This is a genomic window from Bradyrhizobium macuxiense (genome assembly GCF_007993935.1).
Taxonomy (GTDB): Bacteria; Pseudomonadota; Alphaproteobacteria; order Rhizobiales; family Xanthobacteraceae; genus Bradyrhizobium; species Bradyrhizobium macuxiense_A.
Genome location: NZ_VITY01000017.1, coordinates 37,890 through 55,051, shown reverse-complemented (window position 1 = coordinate 55,051; position 17,162 = coordinate 37,890). Strand labels below are relative to the sequence as shown.

The following is a 17,162-nucleotide window of genomic DNA, read 5'->3' as shown; positions in this document are numbered from 1 at the left end:
CTGTTGTGCCGGATATGAAATCGAGCGCTAGCGGCGGACGACTTCATAGGAGCGGCATAGGATTTGAGGGATGACTTCAGGTGTGTTGGACGATGCCGGTACCGAGCGCGCACAGCGCGACATACGCGGTCATCTCGTCCCAGTGATTGAGGTTTGCGGCCAACGGCATTTCGCGCTTGGCAATCCCGGCGAAGGCGCAGATCACGGCCGACATCCAGAGCAGCGTGATGAGGCCCCTGCCGAAACCCGCGCCGGCGAACACGGCGAAACCGATCATGATGGCAAGCCGGAAGCCGAACCGGACCATGACATGGACCGACTGCAACTGCTGCGGCAATTGTTTCGCGTTCACGATCGTGCTGCCGTCAGCCGATATTGTCGACGAGCAGCGGCTCGTAGGGCGTATCGGTGCCGCGACGGACGGTCGGCACGCTGGTGCGGTTCTCGGGCGTCGAGATCCGCTGCGCCTCGACAAAGCCGGAGAGGATCGCGAGCGCGAGATCCGTGTGATGGGTCTCGATCGACTGGTCGAGCCAGTCGGGCAGCTCGCGTTCGCGCGACAAGGCGCAGTGCCACACGCCCTCGTCATAGACCAGGCGGCGGATCTGCCATTGCGGCAGCTCGAGATCGAGCAGCGCGATCGCCGCATCCGTCCACGCGCCGGACTGGATCAGGCGCTCGACGCGGGAGGTCTTGCCGCTCTGCATGGCCGAAGGAAAGCGCCGGCAGGTCTGGTTGACGATCTCGGCCATGAATTCGGCGGTGACCGCGTAAGCGTCGCGCAGCCGTTCGCCGAGGTCGGCGGAGGTGTTTTGCGATAGCACGGACATTGTGTCATCTCGTTTTACACGCGGCCCAACACACTGGCCGCACGGTTCAAAATGGCCCTGATGGCCGTTGGAAAACGAGATGAGGGAAGGGGCCGAGATATAGGGATTCCATAAAGACCCCAGCGTCGTCCCGGCGAAGGCCGGGACCCATAACCACCGATTTCAGTTGTCATGTCGCGCTGGAGCCTCAGCCATCGCAAAACTCGGCCCTGTGGTTATGGGTCCCGGCCTTCGCCGGGACGACGGCTGAGAACGTTGGCGGCACTTAGGCACTTATACGATTCCTATAACGTCCTTATGCGTCACCTCTCGAAAACCTATGCGTCGGATGGCACCTCACGGCGATCCGGTGCGGAGCGCTTATAGGGTCGCCCGCGCCGCTCGGATGCATAGGAGTCTCTCATGATGGACATTCTCATGGCGGCGCTCGCGATCGGTTTCTTCGCGGCCGGCATCGGCTACGCCTACGCCTGCGAACGGCTGTAACGGAGGCGACGATGATCTTTGATTACTCGCTCGCCGGCCTCGTCTCGCTCGGCCTGTTGTTCTACCTCACCTACGCGCTGCTGCGGCCCGAACGCTTCTAGGCGGCCCGCGATGTCAGCGCTTTGCACAATTCTGTTGGCCGACGCGGTGCTGACCGGGCTGTTGCTCGGCATGTTCGCGTCGCTGCTGCGCTTCGTTCCCATTCGAAAGGTTTGACGCGATGACCGTCATCGGCTGGATTCAAATACTTCTGTTTTGCGCGATCGTGATCGCGCTGGTCAAACCGCTCGGCTGGTACATGACCCGCGTCTTCAACGGCGAGCGCACTTTCCTTTCCCCCGTGCTGCGCCCCCTCGAGCGCGGCATCTACTGGGTCGGCGGCGTCGACGAGCGGCGCGAGCAGCACTGGCTGACCTACACGGTCGCCATGCTGCTGTTCCATGTCGGCGGCTTCGCCCTGATCTACGGCCTGATGCGGCTGCAGGCGGTGCTGCCGTTCAACCCGGCCGGACAGACGGCGGTTGCCGAGGATCTCTCGTTCAACACCGCGATCTCCTTCATCACCAACACCAACTGGCAGAACTACGGCGGCGAGAGCACGCTGTCCTATCTGGTCCAGATGCTGGGCCTCACCCATCAGAATTTCCTGTCGGCGGCGACCGGCATCGCACTGGCGATGGCGCTGATCCGCGGCTTCACCCGTTCGTCGATGCGCACGGTCGGCAATTTTTGGGTCGACGTGACGCGCTGCACGCTCTATGTGCTGCTGCCGATCTGCATTGTCTACACGCTGTTCCTGGTCTGGCAGGGCATTCCGCAGACGCTCGGCGCCTATGTCGATGCCACCACGCTGGAAGGCGGCAAGCAGACCATTGCGCTAGGCCCGGTGGCCTCGCAGGTTGCGATCAAGATGCTCGGCACCAATGGCGGCGGCTTCTTCAACGCCAACGCCGCGCATCCGTTCGAGAACCCGACCGCGCTGTCGAACCTGATCCAGATGATCTCGATCTTCGCACTCGGTGCCGCGATGACCAACGTGTTCGGCCGTATGGTCGGCAACGAGCGCCAGGGCTGGGCGATCTTCGCCGTGATGGGCATCCTGTTCGTCGCCGGCGTCGCCGTCACCTATTGGGCGGAAGCCAACGGCACCTCGGCATTGCAGGCGCAGGGTCTTTCCGGCGGCAACATGGAGGGCAAGGAGGTCCGCTTCGGTATCGTCGCGTCCTCGCTATTCGCCGTCGTCACCACCGCGGCCTCCTGCGGCGCGGTCAATGCGATGCATGACAGCTTCACCGCGCTCGGCGGCATGATTCCGCTGATCAACATGCAGCTCGGCGAAGTCATCATCGGCGGCGTCGGCGCGGGCTTCTACGGCATGCTGCTGTTCGTCGTGCTGGCGATCTTCGTCGCCGGCCTGATGGTCGGCCGCACCCCGGAATATGTCGGCAAGAAGATCGAGGCGCGCGAGGTCAAGATGGCGATGCTCGCGATCCTGGTGCTGCCGCTGATGTATCTCGGCTGGACCGCGGTCGGCGTGGTGCTGCCGTCGGCGGTGGCCTCGATGGCCAATGCCGGCCCGCACGGCTTCACCGAGGTGCTCTATGCCTTCACCTCGGCGACCGGCAACAACGGCTCGGCCTTCGCGGGCCTGACCGGCAACACGCTGTTCTATAATCTGACGCTTGCCTCGGCGATGTTCGTCGGCCGCTTCTTCATGATCGTGCCGGCGATGGCCATTGCAGGTTCGCTGGTCGAGAAGAAGTCGATCCCGGCCTCGGCGGGCACCTTCCCGACCACCGGCGGCCTGTTCGTCGGCCTCGTCATCGGCGTGATCCTGATCATCGGCGGTCTGACCTTCTTCCCGGCGCTGGCGCTCGGGCCGATTGTCGAGCACCTCGCCATGAACGCCAACACCCTGTTTTGATCTGATATGTCCGGAGTGACATCCATGGAAACCACAAGACTGCAGAAGCAGGTGACGGCGTCGACCATGCTCGACCCGAAGATCCTGGTGCCGGCGATCAAGTCGGCGTTCGTCAAACTCGATCCGCGGTTGATGGCGAAGAACCCGGTGATGTTCGTGGTCGAGGTCGTGGCAGCATTGACCACGGTCATCTTCGTGCGCGACCTCGTCACCGGCAACGCCAACCTCGGCTTCACCTTCCAGATCATTCTCTGGCTCTGGTTCACGGTGCTGTTCGCCAACTTCGCCGAGGCTGTGGCCGAAGGCCGCGGCAAGGCGCAGGCGGAGTCGCTGAAGAAGACCCGTACCGAGAGCCAGGCCAAGCTGCTCACGGGCACTGACCGGACCTATCGCATGGTGCCCGGCACCTCGCTGAAGGTCGGTGACATCGTGCTGGTCGAGGCGGGGGACAACATCCCGTCCGACGGCGAGGTGATCGAAGGCGTCGCTTCGGTCAATGAGGCCGCGATAACAGGCGAGTCCGCGCCTGTGATCCGGGAATCCGGCGGCGACCGTTCGGCGGTCACCGGCGGCACCCAGGTGCTGTCGGACTGGATCCGCGTCCGCATCACCGCAGCCCAAGGCTCGACCTTCATCGACCGCATGATCAAGCTGGTTGAGGGCGCCGAGCGGCAGAAGACGCCGAACGAGATCGCGCTCAACATCCTGCTGGCCGGCCTCACCATCATCTTCGTGTTCGCGACCGTGACGATCCCCAGCTACGCGGCCTATGCCGGCGGCTCGATCTCGGTCGTGGTGCTGGTGGCGCTGTTCGTCACGCTGATCCCGACCACGATCGGCGCGCTGCTGTCGGCGATCGGCATCGCCGGCATGGACCGCCTGGTGCGCTTCAACGTGCTGGCGATGTCCGGCCGCGCGGTGGAAGCCGCCGGTGACGTCGATACGCTGCTGCTGGACAAGACCGGCACCATCACGCTCGGCAACCGCCAGGCGACTGCGTTCCGCCCGATCCGCGGCGTCTCCGAGCAGGACCTCGCCGACGCGGCGCAGCTTGCTTCGCTCGCGGACGAGACGCCGGAAGGCCGCTCAATCGTGGTGCTCGCCAAGGAGAAGTACGGCATCCGCGGCCGCGACATGCATGAGCTTGCCGCGACCTTCGTGCCGTTCACGGCGCAGACCCGCATGAGCGGCATCGATGCCGGCGCAATGTCTGTCCGCAAGGGCGCGGTGGACGCCATCCTGAGCCATGTCGACGGCGGCGCGCCGCGTGCGGTTGCTTCCGGCAATACCGTCCGCGCGGTCGCTGCGACGATGAGCGCCGAGGCGCGCGAGATCCAGGCCATTGCCGACGAGATCGCCAAGGCCGGCGGCACGCCGCTCGCGGTGGCCAAGGACGGCAAGCTGCTCGGCGTCGTGCACCTCAAGGACATCGTCAAGGGCGGCATCCGCGAGCGTTTCGCGGAGCTGCGCCGCATGGGCATCCGCACCGTGATGATCACCGGCGACAATCCGATGACCGCGGCCGCGATCGCGGCTGAGGCCGGCGTCGACGACTTCCTGGCGCAGGCAACCCCTGAGGACAAGCTCAAGCTGATCCGCGACGAGCAGTCCAAGGGCAAGCTGGTCGCGATGTGCGGCGACGGCACCAATGACGCGCCGGCGCTCGCGCAGGCCGATGTCGGTGTCGCCATGAACACCGGCACGCAGGCCGCCCGCGAAGCCGGCAACATGGTCGACCTCGACTCCAACCCGACCAAGCTGATCGAGGTGGTCGAGATCGGCAAGCAGCTGTTGATGACCCGCGGCGCGCTGACCACGTTCTCGATCGCCAACGACGTCGCCAAGTATTTCGCGATCATCCCGGCGATGTTCCTCGCGTTCTATCCGCAGCTCCAGGTGTTGAACGTGATGCATCTCGCAAGCCCGCAGAGCGCGATCCTGTCGGCGATCATCTTCAACGCGCTGATCATCATTGCGCTGATCCCCTTGGCGCTGAAGGGCGTCAAGTATCGCGCGGTCGGTGCCGGCGCGCTGCTCAGCCGCAACCTGATGATCTACGGCTTAGGCGGCATCGTCATTCCGTTCATCGGCATCAAGGCGATCGACCTCATCGTCGCTGCTTTGGGCCTGGCGTAACCCCGTAACCGTCATTGCGAGGAGCGAAGCGACGAAGCAATCCATCCATCCGTTGTGCCGAGCCATGGATTGCTTCGCTTCGCTCGCAATGACGAGGAGACATAGGAGACACATCATGTTGAGAGAAATCCGCCCCGCCATCCTGGTGCTGGCCCTGCTGACGGCGATCACGGGCCTTGCCTATCCGCTCGCCATGACGGCGATCGCCGGCGTCGTCTTTCCGAAGCAGGCGCAAGGCAGTCTGATCGAGCGAAACGGCACGGTGATCGGCTCCGCTCTGATCGGGCAGGAGTTCAAGGAGGAGAAGTATTTCCACGGCCGGCCGTCGGCGACGGTGGCACCTGATCCGAACGATTCCACGAAGACCGTGCCGGCGCCCTACAATGCGGCCAATTCCGGCGGCTCCAACCTCGGCCCGACCAGCAAGGCGCTAAGCGACCGGGTCAAGGAGGATGTCGAGAAGCTGAAGGCGGAGAACCCGACCGCCTCCGTGCCGATCGATCTCGTCACCACGTCGGCCAGCGGGCTCGATCCCAATATCTCGCCGGACGCCGCGCTGTTCCAGGTGCCGCGGGTCGCCAAGGCGCGCAGCATGTCTGAGGATGCAGTGCGCGAACTGGTGACGCAGAATACGCAGGGCCGCTTTGCCGGCGTGATCGGCGAGCCCCGCGTTAACGTTCTTGCGCTCAACCTGGCGCTCGACGCGGCCAAGGCGAAATAGGGGAGTAGGCCCGCTCTCGCAGGATGACTATATTGCGGTATGGCCAATCAGCGCGACCCCCATAAACGACCGTCGCCGGATGCGCTGCTGGAGGCGGCGCGCCGGGAGACCGATCGCTCGGGGCGGCTGAAGATCTTCATCGGCGCCGCCCCCGGCGTCGGCAAGACCTACGAGATGCTCTCGAGCGCCCACGCCCGCCTCAAGGCGGGCGTCGACGTCGTGGTGGGCGTCGTCGAAACCCACGGGCGAGTGGAGACCGAGGCGCTGCTCAGGGGTCTCGAGGTGATACCGCGGAAGCGGCTGGCCTATCGCGACCAGACGCTCGAGGAGATGGACCTCGACGCGCTGATCGCGCGGCGCCCCCAGCTCGCGCTGGTCGACGAGCTGGCCCATACCAACGCGCCGGGCAGCCGGCATCCCAAGCGCTATCTCGATGTCGAGGAACTGCTGTCACACGGCATCGACGTCTACACCGCGATCAACATCCAGCACATCGAGAGCCTCAACGACGTCGTCGCGCAGATCACCCATGTGCGGGTGCGCGAGACCGTGCCGGACTCGGCGGTCGATCGCGCCGATGCCATCGAGCTGATCGACCTCACCCCCGACGACCTGATCCAGCGGCTGAAGGAGGGCAAGGTCTATGTGCCCAAGCAGGCCGAGCGGGCGCTGGAGCACTATTTCTCGCCCGGCAATCTCACCGCGCTGCGCGAGCTGGCGCTGCGCCGCACCGCCGAGCGGGTCGACGAGCAGCTGCTCAACCACATGCAGGCCAATGCGATCGCCGGCCCCTGGGCCGCCGGCGAGCGCATCCTGGTCTGCCTCAGTGAGGACCCGCGTGCCGCGGGCCTGGTGCGCTACACCAAGCGCCTGGCCGACCGGCTGCACGCGCAATGGACCGCGGTCAGCATCGAGACGCGGCGCAGCCTGCAACTGACCGACGAACAGCGCGACCGGCTGGCCGACACCATGCGGCTAGCGGAATCGCTCGGCGGTGAGGCGCTGACGCTTCCCGGCGTCGGCCGCCGCATCGCCGACGACGTCATCAATTTCGCCCAGGCCAACAACGTCACCCAGATCATCATCGGCAAATCGACGCGCTCGCGCTGGTTCGAGCTGACCCACGGCTCTGTGGTGCACGATCTGGTGCGCCGCGCCGGCAATATCAGCGTCAACGTGATCGCCGGCGACGAGCTGCCGGTCGGCAAGGCCGCGGTGCAGACCGCGCAGCGGCAGGAGCCGTTCAACCCGCGGCCCTATCTGATGGCGCTGCTGCTGACGGCGATCGGGCTCGGCGCGGCCAAGCTGATCCAGCCGGTCTTCGGCATCGAGAATGTCGACCTCGTCTTCATCACTGCGGTGGTCGGCGCGGCGGCGCGCTACGGCCTGTGGCCGTCGCTGCTGGCCAGCGTCGCCGCCTCGCTGTGCTACAATTTCTTCTTCCTGCCGCCGGTCTACACCTTCACGATCACCGACCCGACCAATGTCGCGGCGTTCTTCTTCTTCATGCTGATTGCGCTGTTGGTCTCCAACGTCGCGGCGCGGGTGCGCACCCAGGCCGATACCGCGATCGGCCGCGTCCGCACCACCGAATCGCTCTACGCCTTCAGCCGCAAGCTCGCTGGCACCGCGACGCTCGACGACGTGCTGTGGGCGACCGCCTACCAGATCGCGCTAATGCTCAAGGTCCGCGTGGTGCTGCTGCTGCCGGAAGACGGAATGCTCACCGTCAAGAGCGGCTATCCGCCGGAGGACCAGCTCGATCAGGCCGATCTTGCCGCCGCCAACTGGGCCTGGGGTCATGACCGCCCGGCCGGCCGCGGCTCCGACACGCTGCCGGGGGGAAAGCGGCTGTTTTTGCCGATGCGCACCGGCCGCGGCCCGATCGGGGTGATCGGCATCGACGACGATCGCACGGGGCCGCTCTTGACGCCGGACCAGCGCCGGCTGCTCGATGCGCTGGTCGATCAGGGCGCGCTCGCGATCGAGCGCGTGCTGCTGGTCGAGGACATGGACCGGGTCAAGCGCACGGTCGAGTCCGACCGGCTGCGCGGCGCGCTGTTGACCTCGATCTCGCACGACCTCAAGACGCCGCTGGCCTCGGTGCTCGGCTCGGCCTCGGCGCTGCGCGATCTCGGGGCGAACCTCAGCGACGCCCAGAAGCACGATCTGCTCGCAACCGTGATCGACGAGTCAGAGCGGCTCAATCGCTTCATCGCTAATCTCCTCGACATGACCAAGCTGGAGTCAGGCGCCATCGTGCCCAACACGGCGCGGCACGATGTCGGCGAAATCGTCGGCAGCGCGCTGCGCCGCGCCGCCAAGATCCTGGTGCATCACCGGGTGTCGCTCGAGCTCGCAGCCGATTTGCCGATGCTGGAGCTCGACGCCGTGCTGTTCGAGCAGGTACTGTTCAACCTGCTCGACAATGCCGCCAAATACGCACCCTCGGACACCACGATCTCGATCCGCGGCGCGCGCGACCGCGACGCCATCGCGCTCCAGATCCTCGACGAGGGCAACGGCATCCCGGCCGCCGAGCTCGAAAGCGTGTTCGACAAGTTCTATCGCGCCGAGAAGGGCGACCATGTCCGCCCCGGCACCGGCCTTGGGCTCGCGATCTCGCGCGGTTTCGTCGAGGCGATGCGCGGCACCATCGCGGCGGCCAACCGCTCCGACCGCAGCGGCGCCGTCATCACCATCCGCCTGCCGATCCCGGCCGACACCAACGCGCTGGACACTGCTGCATGAACGCAACGCCGATCAAGGTCCTGGTCATCGACGACGAGCCGCCGATCCGCAAGCTCTTGCGGATGGGGCTGAGCACGCAGGGCTACGACATCCTCGAGGCATCAAACGGCAAGATCGCGCTGGAGATGCTGGGCGAAGGGCCGGCGCTGATCATCCTCGATCTCGGACTGCCCGATATCCAGGGCCACGATCTGCTACGGATGATCCGCGGCCGCAACGAGAGCGTTCCGATCGTGGTGCTGTCGAGCCGCGGCGACGAGGCCGGCAAGGTGCAGGCGCTCGATCTCGGCGCCGACGATTATCTGACCAAGCCGTTCGGCATGGACGAATTGCTGGCGCGGCTGCGCGCGGCGCTGCGGCACCAGCTGCAGGTGCAGGGCGAACGGCCGGTGTTCCGCTCCGGCGATCTCTCGGTCGATCTGGTGCGGCGGATCGTCAAGGTCGGCGAGAAGGAGATCAAGCTGTCGCCGAAGGAATATGACCTGCTGCGCGTGCTGGTGCAGCATGCCGGCAAGGTGCTGACCCACCGCTTCCTCTTGAAGGAATTGTGGGACGAATTGACCGACGCGCAGTACCTGCGCGTCTATGTGCGCCAGCTCCGCCAGAAGATAGAGGCCGATCCCGAGCGCCCGCAATTCGTGTTGACCGAGACCGGCATCGGCTATCGGCTGCGCGCGGCGGATTAGCTTCGGAACCTTCGCTCCGATCGAGGCTTGTTCTCCCTTACCGGGAGAGAAACCATGGCAAGAAAATACTCGCGGAAGGCATCAAGCGATGTCGAGCGTGTGATGAAGAAGCGCAAGGCCGGGACGCTGCGCAGCGGCCGCTCCAAGAAGAAGGTGAAGAGCCGCAAGCAGGCGATCGCGATTGGGCTGTCTGAGGCGCGCGCCAAGGGCCGCAAGGTGCCGAAGAAGGCGTCCAAGAAGACAGCGAAGAAGAGGAAGACGGCCAAGAAGCGGAAGAGCTCGAAGAAGCGGTAACATCTATCGCCCCGTCATTGCGAGGAGCGAAGCGACGAAGCAATCCATCTCTCCAAGCGCGCGGAGAGATGGATTGCTTCGCTTCGCTCGCAATGACGTGGAGAGGGGTCACCCCGCCTTCCGCGACCGCGCGCTCGACCGGTGCGCCTTCTTGGCAGTACGACGAGGCGAGGTCGGCCGGCGCGCAATGGAGCCTGCGCGCCTTGTGCCGCCCTTTCCGCTCTTCAAGCTCTGCTTCAGCGCGTCCATCAGGCTCACAACATTGCTCGGCTTCTCCTCGCGCTCGGCCGCCTTGATCGGCTTGCCGGCGGCCTTGCGGCGGACCAGCGCCTTCAGCGCGGTCTCGTATTCGTCCTTGAATTTCGACGGATCGAAATGCGCGGCCTTGCTGTCGAGAATGTGGCTCGCAAGCTCGATCATGTCCTTCGTCACCTTCGGGCTCTTGATATCGTCGAAATAATCGTCGGCATCGCGCACCTCGTAGGGATAGCGCAGGGTGGTGCCTAGCATGCCCTTGTCGAGCGGCTCGATCGCGATCACGTGCTCGCGATTGGTCAGCACGATCCGGGCCAGCGCGACCCGGTCCTGGTCCTTCATGGCGTCGCGGATCACCGCGAATGCGTCGACGCCGGCCTTGCCGTCGGGCCGGATGTAATAGGGGTGGTCGAGATAGCGCTTGTCGATCTCGCCCTCGGGCACGAAGCTGTCGATATCGATGGTGTGGTTGCTCTCGATCTGGACCGCCTCGAGCTCGTCCTTTTCAATCTCGACATATTTGCCCTTGCTCACCTCGTAGCCGCGGCCCTTCTGGTCGCCCTCGACGATATCGCCGGTCTCGGTATCGACCATCTGCTGCCTCAGCCGGTTGCCGGTTTCCCGGTTGATCATGTGGAAGCGGGTCTTCTCGACCGTGGTGGAGGCCGGGTAGAGCGCCACCGGGCACGATACCAGCGACAATTTGAGCGTGCCTTTCCAGTAGGCGCGGGGAGCGGCCATGGTCGCCTCCAAACAGCTTGAGTTTGGAACTTGAACGGATACCGTAGGTTTTGGTTCCTGACGGCCGCGCGTTCGCGGCGGCCGTGATTTGCGCCGAGGCCTGCACGTGTCGCTGAGAAATCTCACCACCTATCGCAAAAAGCGCGACTTCGAGAAAACCGATGAGCCGTCGGGCGACGTCAAGGTCGCACCAGCGAAGCAGCGGCGCTTCGTGATCCAGAAGCATGACGCGACCCGGCTGCATTATGATTTCAGGCTTGAGTTCGACGGTGTCTTCAAGTCCTGGGCGGTGACGCGCGGGCCGTCGCTCGATCCGCATGACAAGCGGCTGGCGGTCGAGGTCGAGGATCATCCGCTCGACTATGGCGATTTCGAAGGCACGATTCCGGAGGGCCAGTATGGCGGCGGCACCGTGCAGCTGTGGGATCGCGGCACCTGGGAATCGGATGATCCCGAGCGCGGCTTCAAGAAGGGCGATCTGAAGTTCACGCTGCACGGCGACAAGCTGCATGGCAGCTGGGTGTTGGTGCGGATGAAGAACGACCGCTTCGGCGGCAAGCGCACAAACTGGCTCTTGATCAAGCACCGCGACGAATATGCCGTGGACGGTAACGGCGAAGCGATCCTCGACGAGGACCGTTCGGTTGCCTCCGGCCGCTCGATGGACCAGATCGCGGCCGGCAAGGGGCGGGCGCCGAAGCCGTTCATGCTGGCCAAGGGGAGCGGGAAGGGGAGCGGCAAGGCCAAAGCGGACGCGGTCTGGCAGTCCAATCACGGCATGGCGGCGGAGGCGCGCGCGAAGACCAAGGCGCCGGCGCCCAAAGAAAAACTGAAGGCAAAGTTGAAGGCGCCGCCGAAGGCGAAACCGAAGCAGGTCGCGGAGATGCCGGATTTCGTCTCGCCGCAGCTCTGCGCCGCGGTTGAGAGCCCGCCGAATGCTGCGGGCTGGTGCCACGAGATCAAGTTCGACGGCTACCGCGTGCAGCTGCGGATCGAGGACGGCGAGGCTGTGCTGAAGACCCGCAAGGGGCTCGACTGGTCCGACAAGTTCGGCGCGATCGTGAAGGAGGCCGGCAAGCTGCCGGATGCCCTGATCGACGGCGAGATCGTCGCGCTCGACAAGAACGGCACGCCGCATTTTTCGACGCTGCAGGCGGCGTTGTCCGACGGCAAGACGGACCAGCTGATCTTCTTCGCCTTCGACCTGCTGTTTGCCGGGAAGGAGGATCTCCGCCAGCTGCCGCTCACCGAGCGCAAGGCGCGGCTGAACGCGCTGCTCGCGGCGCGCAAGGGCAGCAATCGCCTGGTCCGCTATGTCGAGCATTTCGAGGAGCGCGGCGATGCCGTGCTGGATTCGGCGCGCAAGCTCGGCCTCGAAGGCATCGTCTCCAAGCGGCTCGCCGGCGCCTATCGCTCCGGCCGCTCCGACGACTGGACCAAAACAAAAATCCGCGCCGGCCAGGAGGTCGTGATCGGCGGCTGGAAGACCACCAGCGGCAAATTCCGCTCGCTGATGGCCGGTGTCTATCGCGACGATCATCTCGCCTTCGTCGGTATCGTCGGCACCGGCTTCGGCCAGGACACCGTCCGCCGCATCATGCCGGCGCTGAAGGCGGCGGAGGCAGACACCAATCCGTTCGGCGGCAAGGACGTGCCGAAGAAGACCCGCGACGTGCACTGGCTGAAGCCCGAGCTGGTTGCCGAGATCGAGTTCGCCGGTTGGACCGACGCCGGCAATATCCGCCAGGCCGCGTTCAAGGGCCTGCGCCGGGACAAGCCGGCGCATGAGGTCGAGGCCGAACGGCCGGTCGTAACCAATTTGGTGAAGCCGATGGCGAAAGGGAAAGCGTCCAGCGCGGTGATGGGTGTCGCGATCTCACACCCGGACAAGGCATTGTGGCCCGACGCCGGCGACGGCGCGCCGGTGACCAAGCTCGATCTCGCCAACTATTTCGAGGCGGTCGGCGAATGGATGATCGGCTATCTCAAGGGCCGGCCGTGCTCGATCGTGCGTGCGCCCGACGGCATCAAGGGCGAGACCTTCTTCCAGCGCCATGCGATGGCCGGCACGTCGAAGCTGCTGAAGCTCGCCAAGGTGTCCGGCGACCGCAAGCCGTATCTGCAGATCGACCAGGTCGAGGGGCTTGCTGCGGTCGCGCAGCTCGGCGGCCTCGAGCTGCATCCCTGGAATTGCGCACCCGATGCCTATGACACGCCGGGCCGGCTGGTGTTCGATCTCGATCCCGCACCCGACGTCGCATTCTCCGACGTGATCGACGCTGCCAAGGACATGCGCCGGCGGCTCACGGCGGTCGGCCTCGAGAGCTTCTGCAAGACCACCGGCGGCAAGGGTCTTCACGTCGTGGCGCCGCTGCTGTCAGGCGCGAAGGACAAGGTGACCTGGAAGGAGGCCAAGGCGTTCGCGCAAGGCATCTGCCAATGGATGGCGCAGGATGACCCCGAGCGCTATCTGATCAACATGTCGAAGGCCAAGCGCACCGGAAAGATCTTCCTCGACTATCTGCGCAACGACCGGCTCTCGACCGCGGTCGCGGTGCTGTCGCCGCGGGCGCGTCCGGGCGCCACGGTGTCGATGCCGCTGACCTGGACCCAGGTGCGCGGCGATCTCGATCCGAGGAAATACACGGTGCGGTCGGTGCCGGCGCTGCTGGCGAAGACCAAGGCCTGGGACGGCTATGAGGAGGCGGCGTCGTCGATCAAGGCGGCGATGAAGAAGCTCGCGGCGCAATGAGCGCTTTCTCCTGGTCATACCCCGCGAAAGCGGGGTATCCAATACGCTGCGGCCCCTCGGTTCAATCTCCAACGCCTCTGGAATACTGGATCACCCGCTTTCGCGGGTGATGACAGGTGTCGATGCGGATAGTCCGCGGCACGCGCGCGGCGCTATAGCCGCCCGAGCAGCAGCAGGATCAGGAGGATCACGATCACGAGGCCAAGGCCGCCGCCGCCGTAATAGCCGGTGCCATAGAACGGTCCGCCGCCGATGCCGCTGAAGCCGCCAAGCAGTGCGATGATCAGAATAATAAGAATGATCGTTCCAAGTGACATCTCAATCCTCCTCAGCCCCGCGGGCTTGTCGTCTCTGCCCTTCGGGGGAGGAAACAACCCGCAACTATGAAGGTTCCGGGTCGAGCGGCGTGATAAAGCCGTGTGGTCTTCCGTTTGCGATGGAACGGAATTACATGAACGGAATCCATGGAGGAGTGCACCGCGATGTCGGCTCCGCTGATCGTCTCGATTCCCCACAGCCTCGGCCGCGACGAGGCCATGCGCCGCCTGAAAACCGGCCTGTCGCGCGCCGCGGCGAACGTGCCGGTCATGAGCGTCGAGGAGGAGCGCTGGGACGGCAACCGCATGAGCTTTCGCGTCCGCGCGCTGGGGCAGGTCGCCGCCGGGCATGTCGATGTCGAGGATAAACAGGTGCGCCTGGAGGTGACGTTGCCGTGGCTGCTGCAACGCTTCGCCGAGGTCGCGCAGGCCGCCATTCAGAAGAGCGGGCAGTTGCTGCTGACCAAGCGCTGATGCGCGGCGCTAGCTGTGCTGGCGCGCACGCCTTGCGGCTTGCTTCGCTCCCGCCGCGGCCTTCGCCTTCAGCGCCGCGACCGGCAGCTTGGCGAACAGCGTGGCGAGCTGAATGCTGCTGTCGCCGCCCGAGACCGCGTATCCGGTCAGGTCGATCTCGCCTTCAAAGGCTTCCGCGCGTGGCCAGCTGCGACCGCCCTGCGTGAACGGCGCAAATGATTTCACCACCGCGACGATGACCGCTTCGCGGCCATCGCGTCTTGCGAAGGCGGCGACGTGATCGCGATGCGGGCCGCCGACGGTGAGCGGTTCGTAGCCGCCGCTGGTGAAGACTTCGGGCAGCTCGTTGCGCAATCGCAGCAGATGCCGCGTCCACGCGAATTTCACGCGGCCATCGCGCCAGCTCTCCGTCAGCGCGTCCCAATCCGGCGCTTCCAGCGCGGCGAGCAGCTCCGCACGTTCGGCAAAGTCGACCGGACGGCGATTGTCGGGGTCGACGAGCGAAAGGTCCCAGCTTTCGGTGCCCTGGTAGAAATCCGGCACGCCGGGCATCGTCGCCTTCAGCGTGATCTGGCTGAGCGAGTTCAGCGCGCCGATCAGCGCGGTGCGCTGCGCCAGCGTGTCCAGCGCGTCGAGGAATTCGGGCGAGGCCTTGCGATCGAGGATGCGGTCGACGAAGGTCTTCACGCCGGCTTCATAAGGCTCGTGCGGATTGAGCCAGCTGGTCTCCTGCTTGCCCTCGCGCGCCGCCTTCAGCGCATAGGCCTGGATGCGCGCGAGCAGCGATGGATCGTCCGGGTCCCAGGCGCCGATCAGGGCCTGATAGAGCATGTATTCGAACGTCGCCGACGGTGCGCGCATCTCGCCATCCAGCACAAGATGCGGCGCGTTCAGCACCTTCCAGCGCGCCACCGCGCTGGTCCATTCGCCGGGGATCTCCGCAAGCGCCATGATCCGCGCGCGGGCGTCCTCGCCGCGCTTGGTGTCGTGGGTCGCGGTCGAGGTCATGCCGTGCGGCCATTCGCGGATGCGAGCCTGCATGATGGCGTGGAAGGTCTCGGGCGCGATCGCGCTCGCCGCCGGATCGCCGCCGACCTCGTTGAGCGCGAGCAGGCGGTGGTAGCGGTAGAACGCGGTGTCCTCCAGCGACTTCGCCATCATCGGTCCGGTGAATTGCTGCACCTTCAGCGCGAAGCGCCGCACCCGCGGCGCGCTGTGCGGCGGCCGACCGGGCTTCAACAGGTCCATGGTCAGGGCATCGCGCAGGAAGTCGAAAATGCCTTCGTCGGCGGCGAACCAGTCGGCGCGGGCCCGCTCGATGGTCTCGCTGATCAGCGCACGGTCATGCGCGGCTGGTCCCGAGCCGGTGAGGTAGGTGCGATAGACCGGGAAGTGCAGCACGTAGAGCTCGAGCGCCTGCCGCAGGCTGTCGGCGGAGAAGTCGCGGCTCGAATAGTGCCCGCTGGCGATGCGCGCGACGAGCCGCGCCAGCACGGTGAATTCGCTGGTCAGCAACGTCTCCAGCACGCGGCGCTTGGCCGCGCGCAGCACCGGCGTCAGGTTCGGCGACTGGTTGCTGATCTGGCGCCAGATCTCGCTCAGCGGATCAAGGCCGCTGCCATCGACCAGCACCTGGCTGATCGTGTTCATCCATTCATAGCCGGTGGTGCCGTGCACGCCGGCAAATTTCGTCAGTCTCTCGTCCTCGCCGAGGATCTTCTCGATCACCATGTAGAACGGCCTGGCCTTGGTGCCCTGCACCGAGCGGATCAGGCGGCGCAGCCGCTGGAAATACTGGGCGGGATCGCGCAGGCCGTCGATATGATCGAGCCGCAAGCCCTGCAGCCGGTCTTCCGCAACCAGCCGCTTGACGAGGCTGTGGCTCGCCTCGAAGGTTGAGGCGTCCTCGACCCTGAGGCCGGCCAGCGTGTTGACGTCGAAGAAGCGCCGATAGTTGATGTCGCTGGAGGCGAGCCGCCAGTGGCCGAGCTTGTAGTGCTGGCGTTCCAGGAGATGATGCAGCGCCAATGTCTGGGCGGGGCGATCCTCGCCGGCACGATAGGCATCGAGCCCGCGCGCGATGGTCTCGGCACTGCCCTCGATCGCCTTGATCGCGGCCTTCAGGGCCGGCGCTTCCTTGCGGTTCGGGTGACGCAGCCCGCGATACCTGGCGGCGAGCTCGAGCAGAGCGCGCCCGGCTGCACTCTCTTCCGCGCCGGCCTCGCGGACGATTGTCCGCAGCACCTCGCCATAGCGCTCCGGCGCGATCGGCAGGCGGTGCTCGAAATACCAGGCGGAGAAGCTGCCTTCGTTCGCGTCGAAGCGCAACTCGATCTCGCCGCGCTCCAGCGCCTGGCCATAGGACGAGCCGAGGATCGGCAGCAGCACGCCGCCGCGCGCGCGATAGGGCAGCTGGTCCCAGTCGATGTCGAAGGAGACCGCATGCGGCGACGCCGGTCCCCATTCCAGCACGTCGAGCCACCACGGATTGTCGGCGAAGTGCACGCCGACATGGTTCGGCACGAAATCCAGGATCAGGCCGAGGTCGTTGCGCTTCAGTGCGTCGCTGAACCGCGCAAAGCCTGCCTCGCCGCCGAGCTCCGGATTGAACCTGGTGTGGTCGACCACGTCATAGCCGTGGGTCGAGCCCTTGCGCGCCTTCATGAAGGGCGAGGCGTAGATATGGCTGATGCCGAGCGCCTTCAGATACGGCGCCACACTGGCGGCGGCATCGAAGTCGAAATCGGCAGTGAGTTGCAGTCGGTAGGTCGCGATCGGGATCGCCGGAGGCATTG

14 protein-coding genes are annotated in these 17,162 nt (G+C 65.5%); 9 read left to right on the top strand and 5 right to left on the bottom strand.

What is annotated here, in order from left to right; translation table 11 throughout:
* Window positions 1–76: 76 nt before the first annotated feature.
* Together FBZ93_RS34165 and FBZ93_RS34160 are read right to left on the bottom strand one after the other, a co-directional pair.
* Window positions 77–352, bottom strand: a complete 276-nt coding sequence (locus FBZ93_RS34165; protein WP_146991817.1) for a hypothetical protein — start codon at window positions 350–352, stop codon at window positions 77–79.
* A 13-nt stretch (window positions 353–365) separates the two neighbouring features.
* A complete protein-coding gene (locus FBZ93_RS34160; RefSeq protein ID WP_146991816.1) occupies window positions 366–830 on the bottom strand; it encodes a hypothetical protein in 465 nt (154 codons plus the stop codon).
* Window positions 831–1,327: 497 nt separating this feature from the next.
* Here FBZ93_RS34160 and FBZ93_RS34150 point away from each other — a divergent pair, with 497 nt between their 5' ends.
* The 7 genes from FBZ93_RS34150 to FBZ93_RS34120 all read left to right on the top strand — a co-directional run bounded on the left by FBZ93_RS34150 (window position 1,328) and on the right by FBZ93_RS34120 (window position 9,828).
* Window positions 1,328–1,417 (top strand): K(+)-transporting ATPase subunit F, encoded by a 90-nt coding sequence (locus tag FBZ93_RS34150; RefSeq protein ID WP_016846764.1) that lies wholly within the window; start codon window positions 1,328–1,330, stop codon window positions 1,415–1,417.
* A 119-nt stretch (window positions 1,418–1,536) separates the two neighbouring features.
* Window positions 1,537–3,240 (top strand): potassium-transporting ATPase subunit KdpA, encoded by a 1,704-nt coding sequence (kdpA, locus tag FBZ93_RS34145; protein WP_146991815.1) that lies wholly within the window; start codon window positions 1,537–1,539, stop codon window positions 3,238–3,240.
* 24 nt (window positions 3,241–3,264) lie between these two features.
* Entirely contained in the window at window positions 3,265–5,376 is a 2,112-nt protein-coding gene (kdpB, locus tag FBZ93_RS34140; RefSeq protein ID WP_146991814.1) for a potassium-transporting ATPase subunit KdpB, read from the top strand.
* A 115-nt stretch (window positions 5,377–5,491) separates the two neighbouring features.
* On the top strand, window positions 5,492–6,097 hold the full coding sequence (locus FBZ93_RS34135; RefSeq protein WP_146991813.1) for a K(+)-transporting ATPase subunit C: 606 nt from the start codon (window positions 5,492–5,494) through the stop codon (window positions 6,095–6,097).
* 39 nt (window positions 6,098–6,136) lie between these two features.
* Complete coding sequence (locus tag FBZ93_RS34130) at window positions 6,137–8,848, top strand: sensor histidine kinase (protein ID WP_146991812.1); 2,712 nt, start codon at window positions 6,137–6,139, stop codon at window positions 8,846–8,848.
* Window positions 8,845–9,534, top strand: coding sequence for a response regulator (locus tag FBZ93_RS34125; protein WP_146991811.1), 690 nt, complete (start codon window positions 8,845–8,847; stop codon window positions 9,532–9,534). The genes FBZ93_RS34130 and FBZ93_RS34125 overlap by 4 nt, the downstream gene beginning before the upstream one ends.
* Window positions 9,535–9,588: 54 nt before the next feature.
* Window positions 9,589–9,828: a DUF6496 domain-containing protein gene (locus tag FBZ93_RS34120; protein WP_146991810.1), complete on the top strand. Its 240-nt coding sequence runs from the start codon at window positions 9,589–9,591 to the stop codon at window positions 9,826–9,828.
* A 108-nt stretch (window positions 9,829–9,936) separates the two neighbouring features.
* On the opposite strand, the gene FBZ93_RS34115 is transcribed toward FBZ93_RS34120, so the two are convergent.
* Window positions 9,937–10,824 carry a Ku protein gene (locus FBZ93_RS34115; RefSeq protein WP_146991809.1) on the bottom strand — a complete coding sequence of 296 codons (888 nt, stop codon included), beginning with the start codon at window positions 10,822–10,824 and terminating at the stop codon, window positions 9,937–9,939.
* Window positions 10,825–10,930: 106 nt separating this feature from the next.
* On the opposite strand from FBZ93_RS34115, the gene ligD reads away from it, so the two are divergent.
* Window positions 10,931–13,576, top strand: coding sequence for a DNA ligase D (gene ligD, locus FBZ93_RS34110; RefSeq protein ID WP_146991808.1), 2,646 nt, complete (start codon window positions 10,931–10,933; stop codon window positions 13,574–13,576).
* 152 nt (window positions 13,577–13,728) lie between these two features.
* Here ligD and FBZ93_RS34105 read toward each other — a convergent pair whose 3' ends face one another.
* The gene (locus FBZ93_RS34105; RefSeq protein ID WP_074125080.1) at window positions 13,729–13,893 is read right to left on the bottom strand and encodes a DUF3309 family protein; all 165 of its coding nucleotides are present in this window, start codon (window positions 13,891–13,893) and stop codon (window positions 13,729–13,731) included.
* Window positions 13,894–14,058: 165 nt separating this feature from the next.
* Between FBZ93_RS34105 and FBZ93_RS34100 the strand changes: the two genes are divergently transcribed.
* Window positions 14,059–14,367 carry a polyhydroxyalkanoic acid system family protein gene (locus FBZ93_RS34100; RefSeq protein WP_146991807.1) on the top strand — a complete coding sequence of 103 codons (309 nt, stop codon included), beginning with the start codon at window positions 14,059–14,061 and terminating at the stop codon, window positions 14,365–14,367.
* A 9-nt stretch (window positions 14,368–14,376) separates the two neighbouring features.
* On the opposite strand, the gene treY is transcribed toward FBZ93_RS34100, so the two are convergent.
* The gene (gene treY / locus FBZ93_RS34095; protein WP_146991806.1) at window positions 14,377–17,160 is read right to left on the bottom strand and encodes a malto-oligosyltrehalose synthase; all 2,784 of its coding nucleotides are present in this window, start codon (window positions 17,158–17,160) and stop codon (window positions 14,377–14,379) included.
* Window positions 17,161–17,162 lie beyond the last annotated feature (2 nt).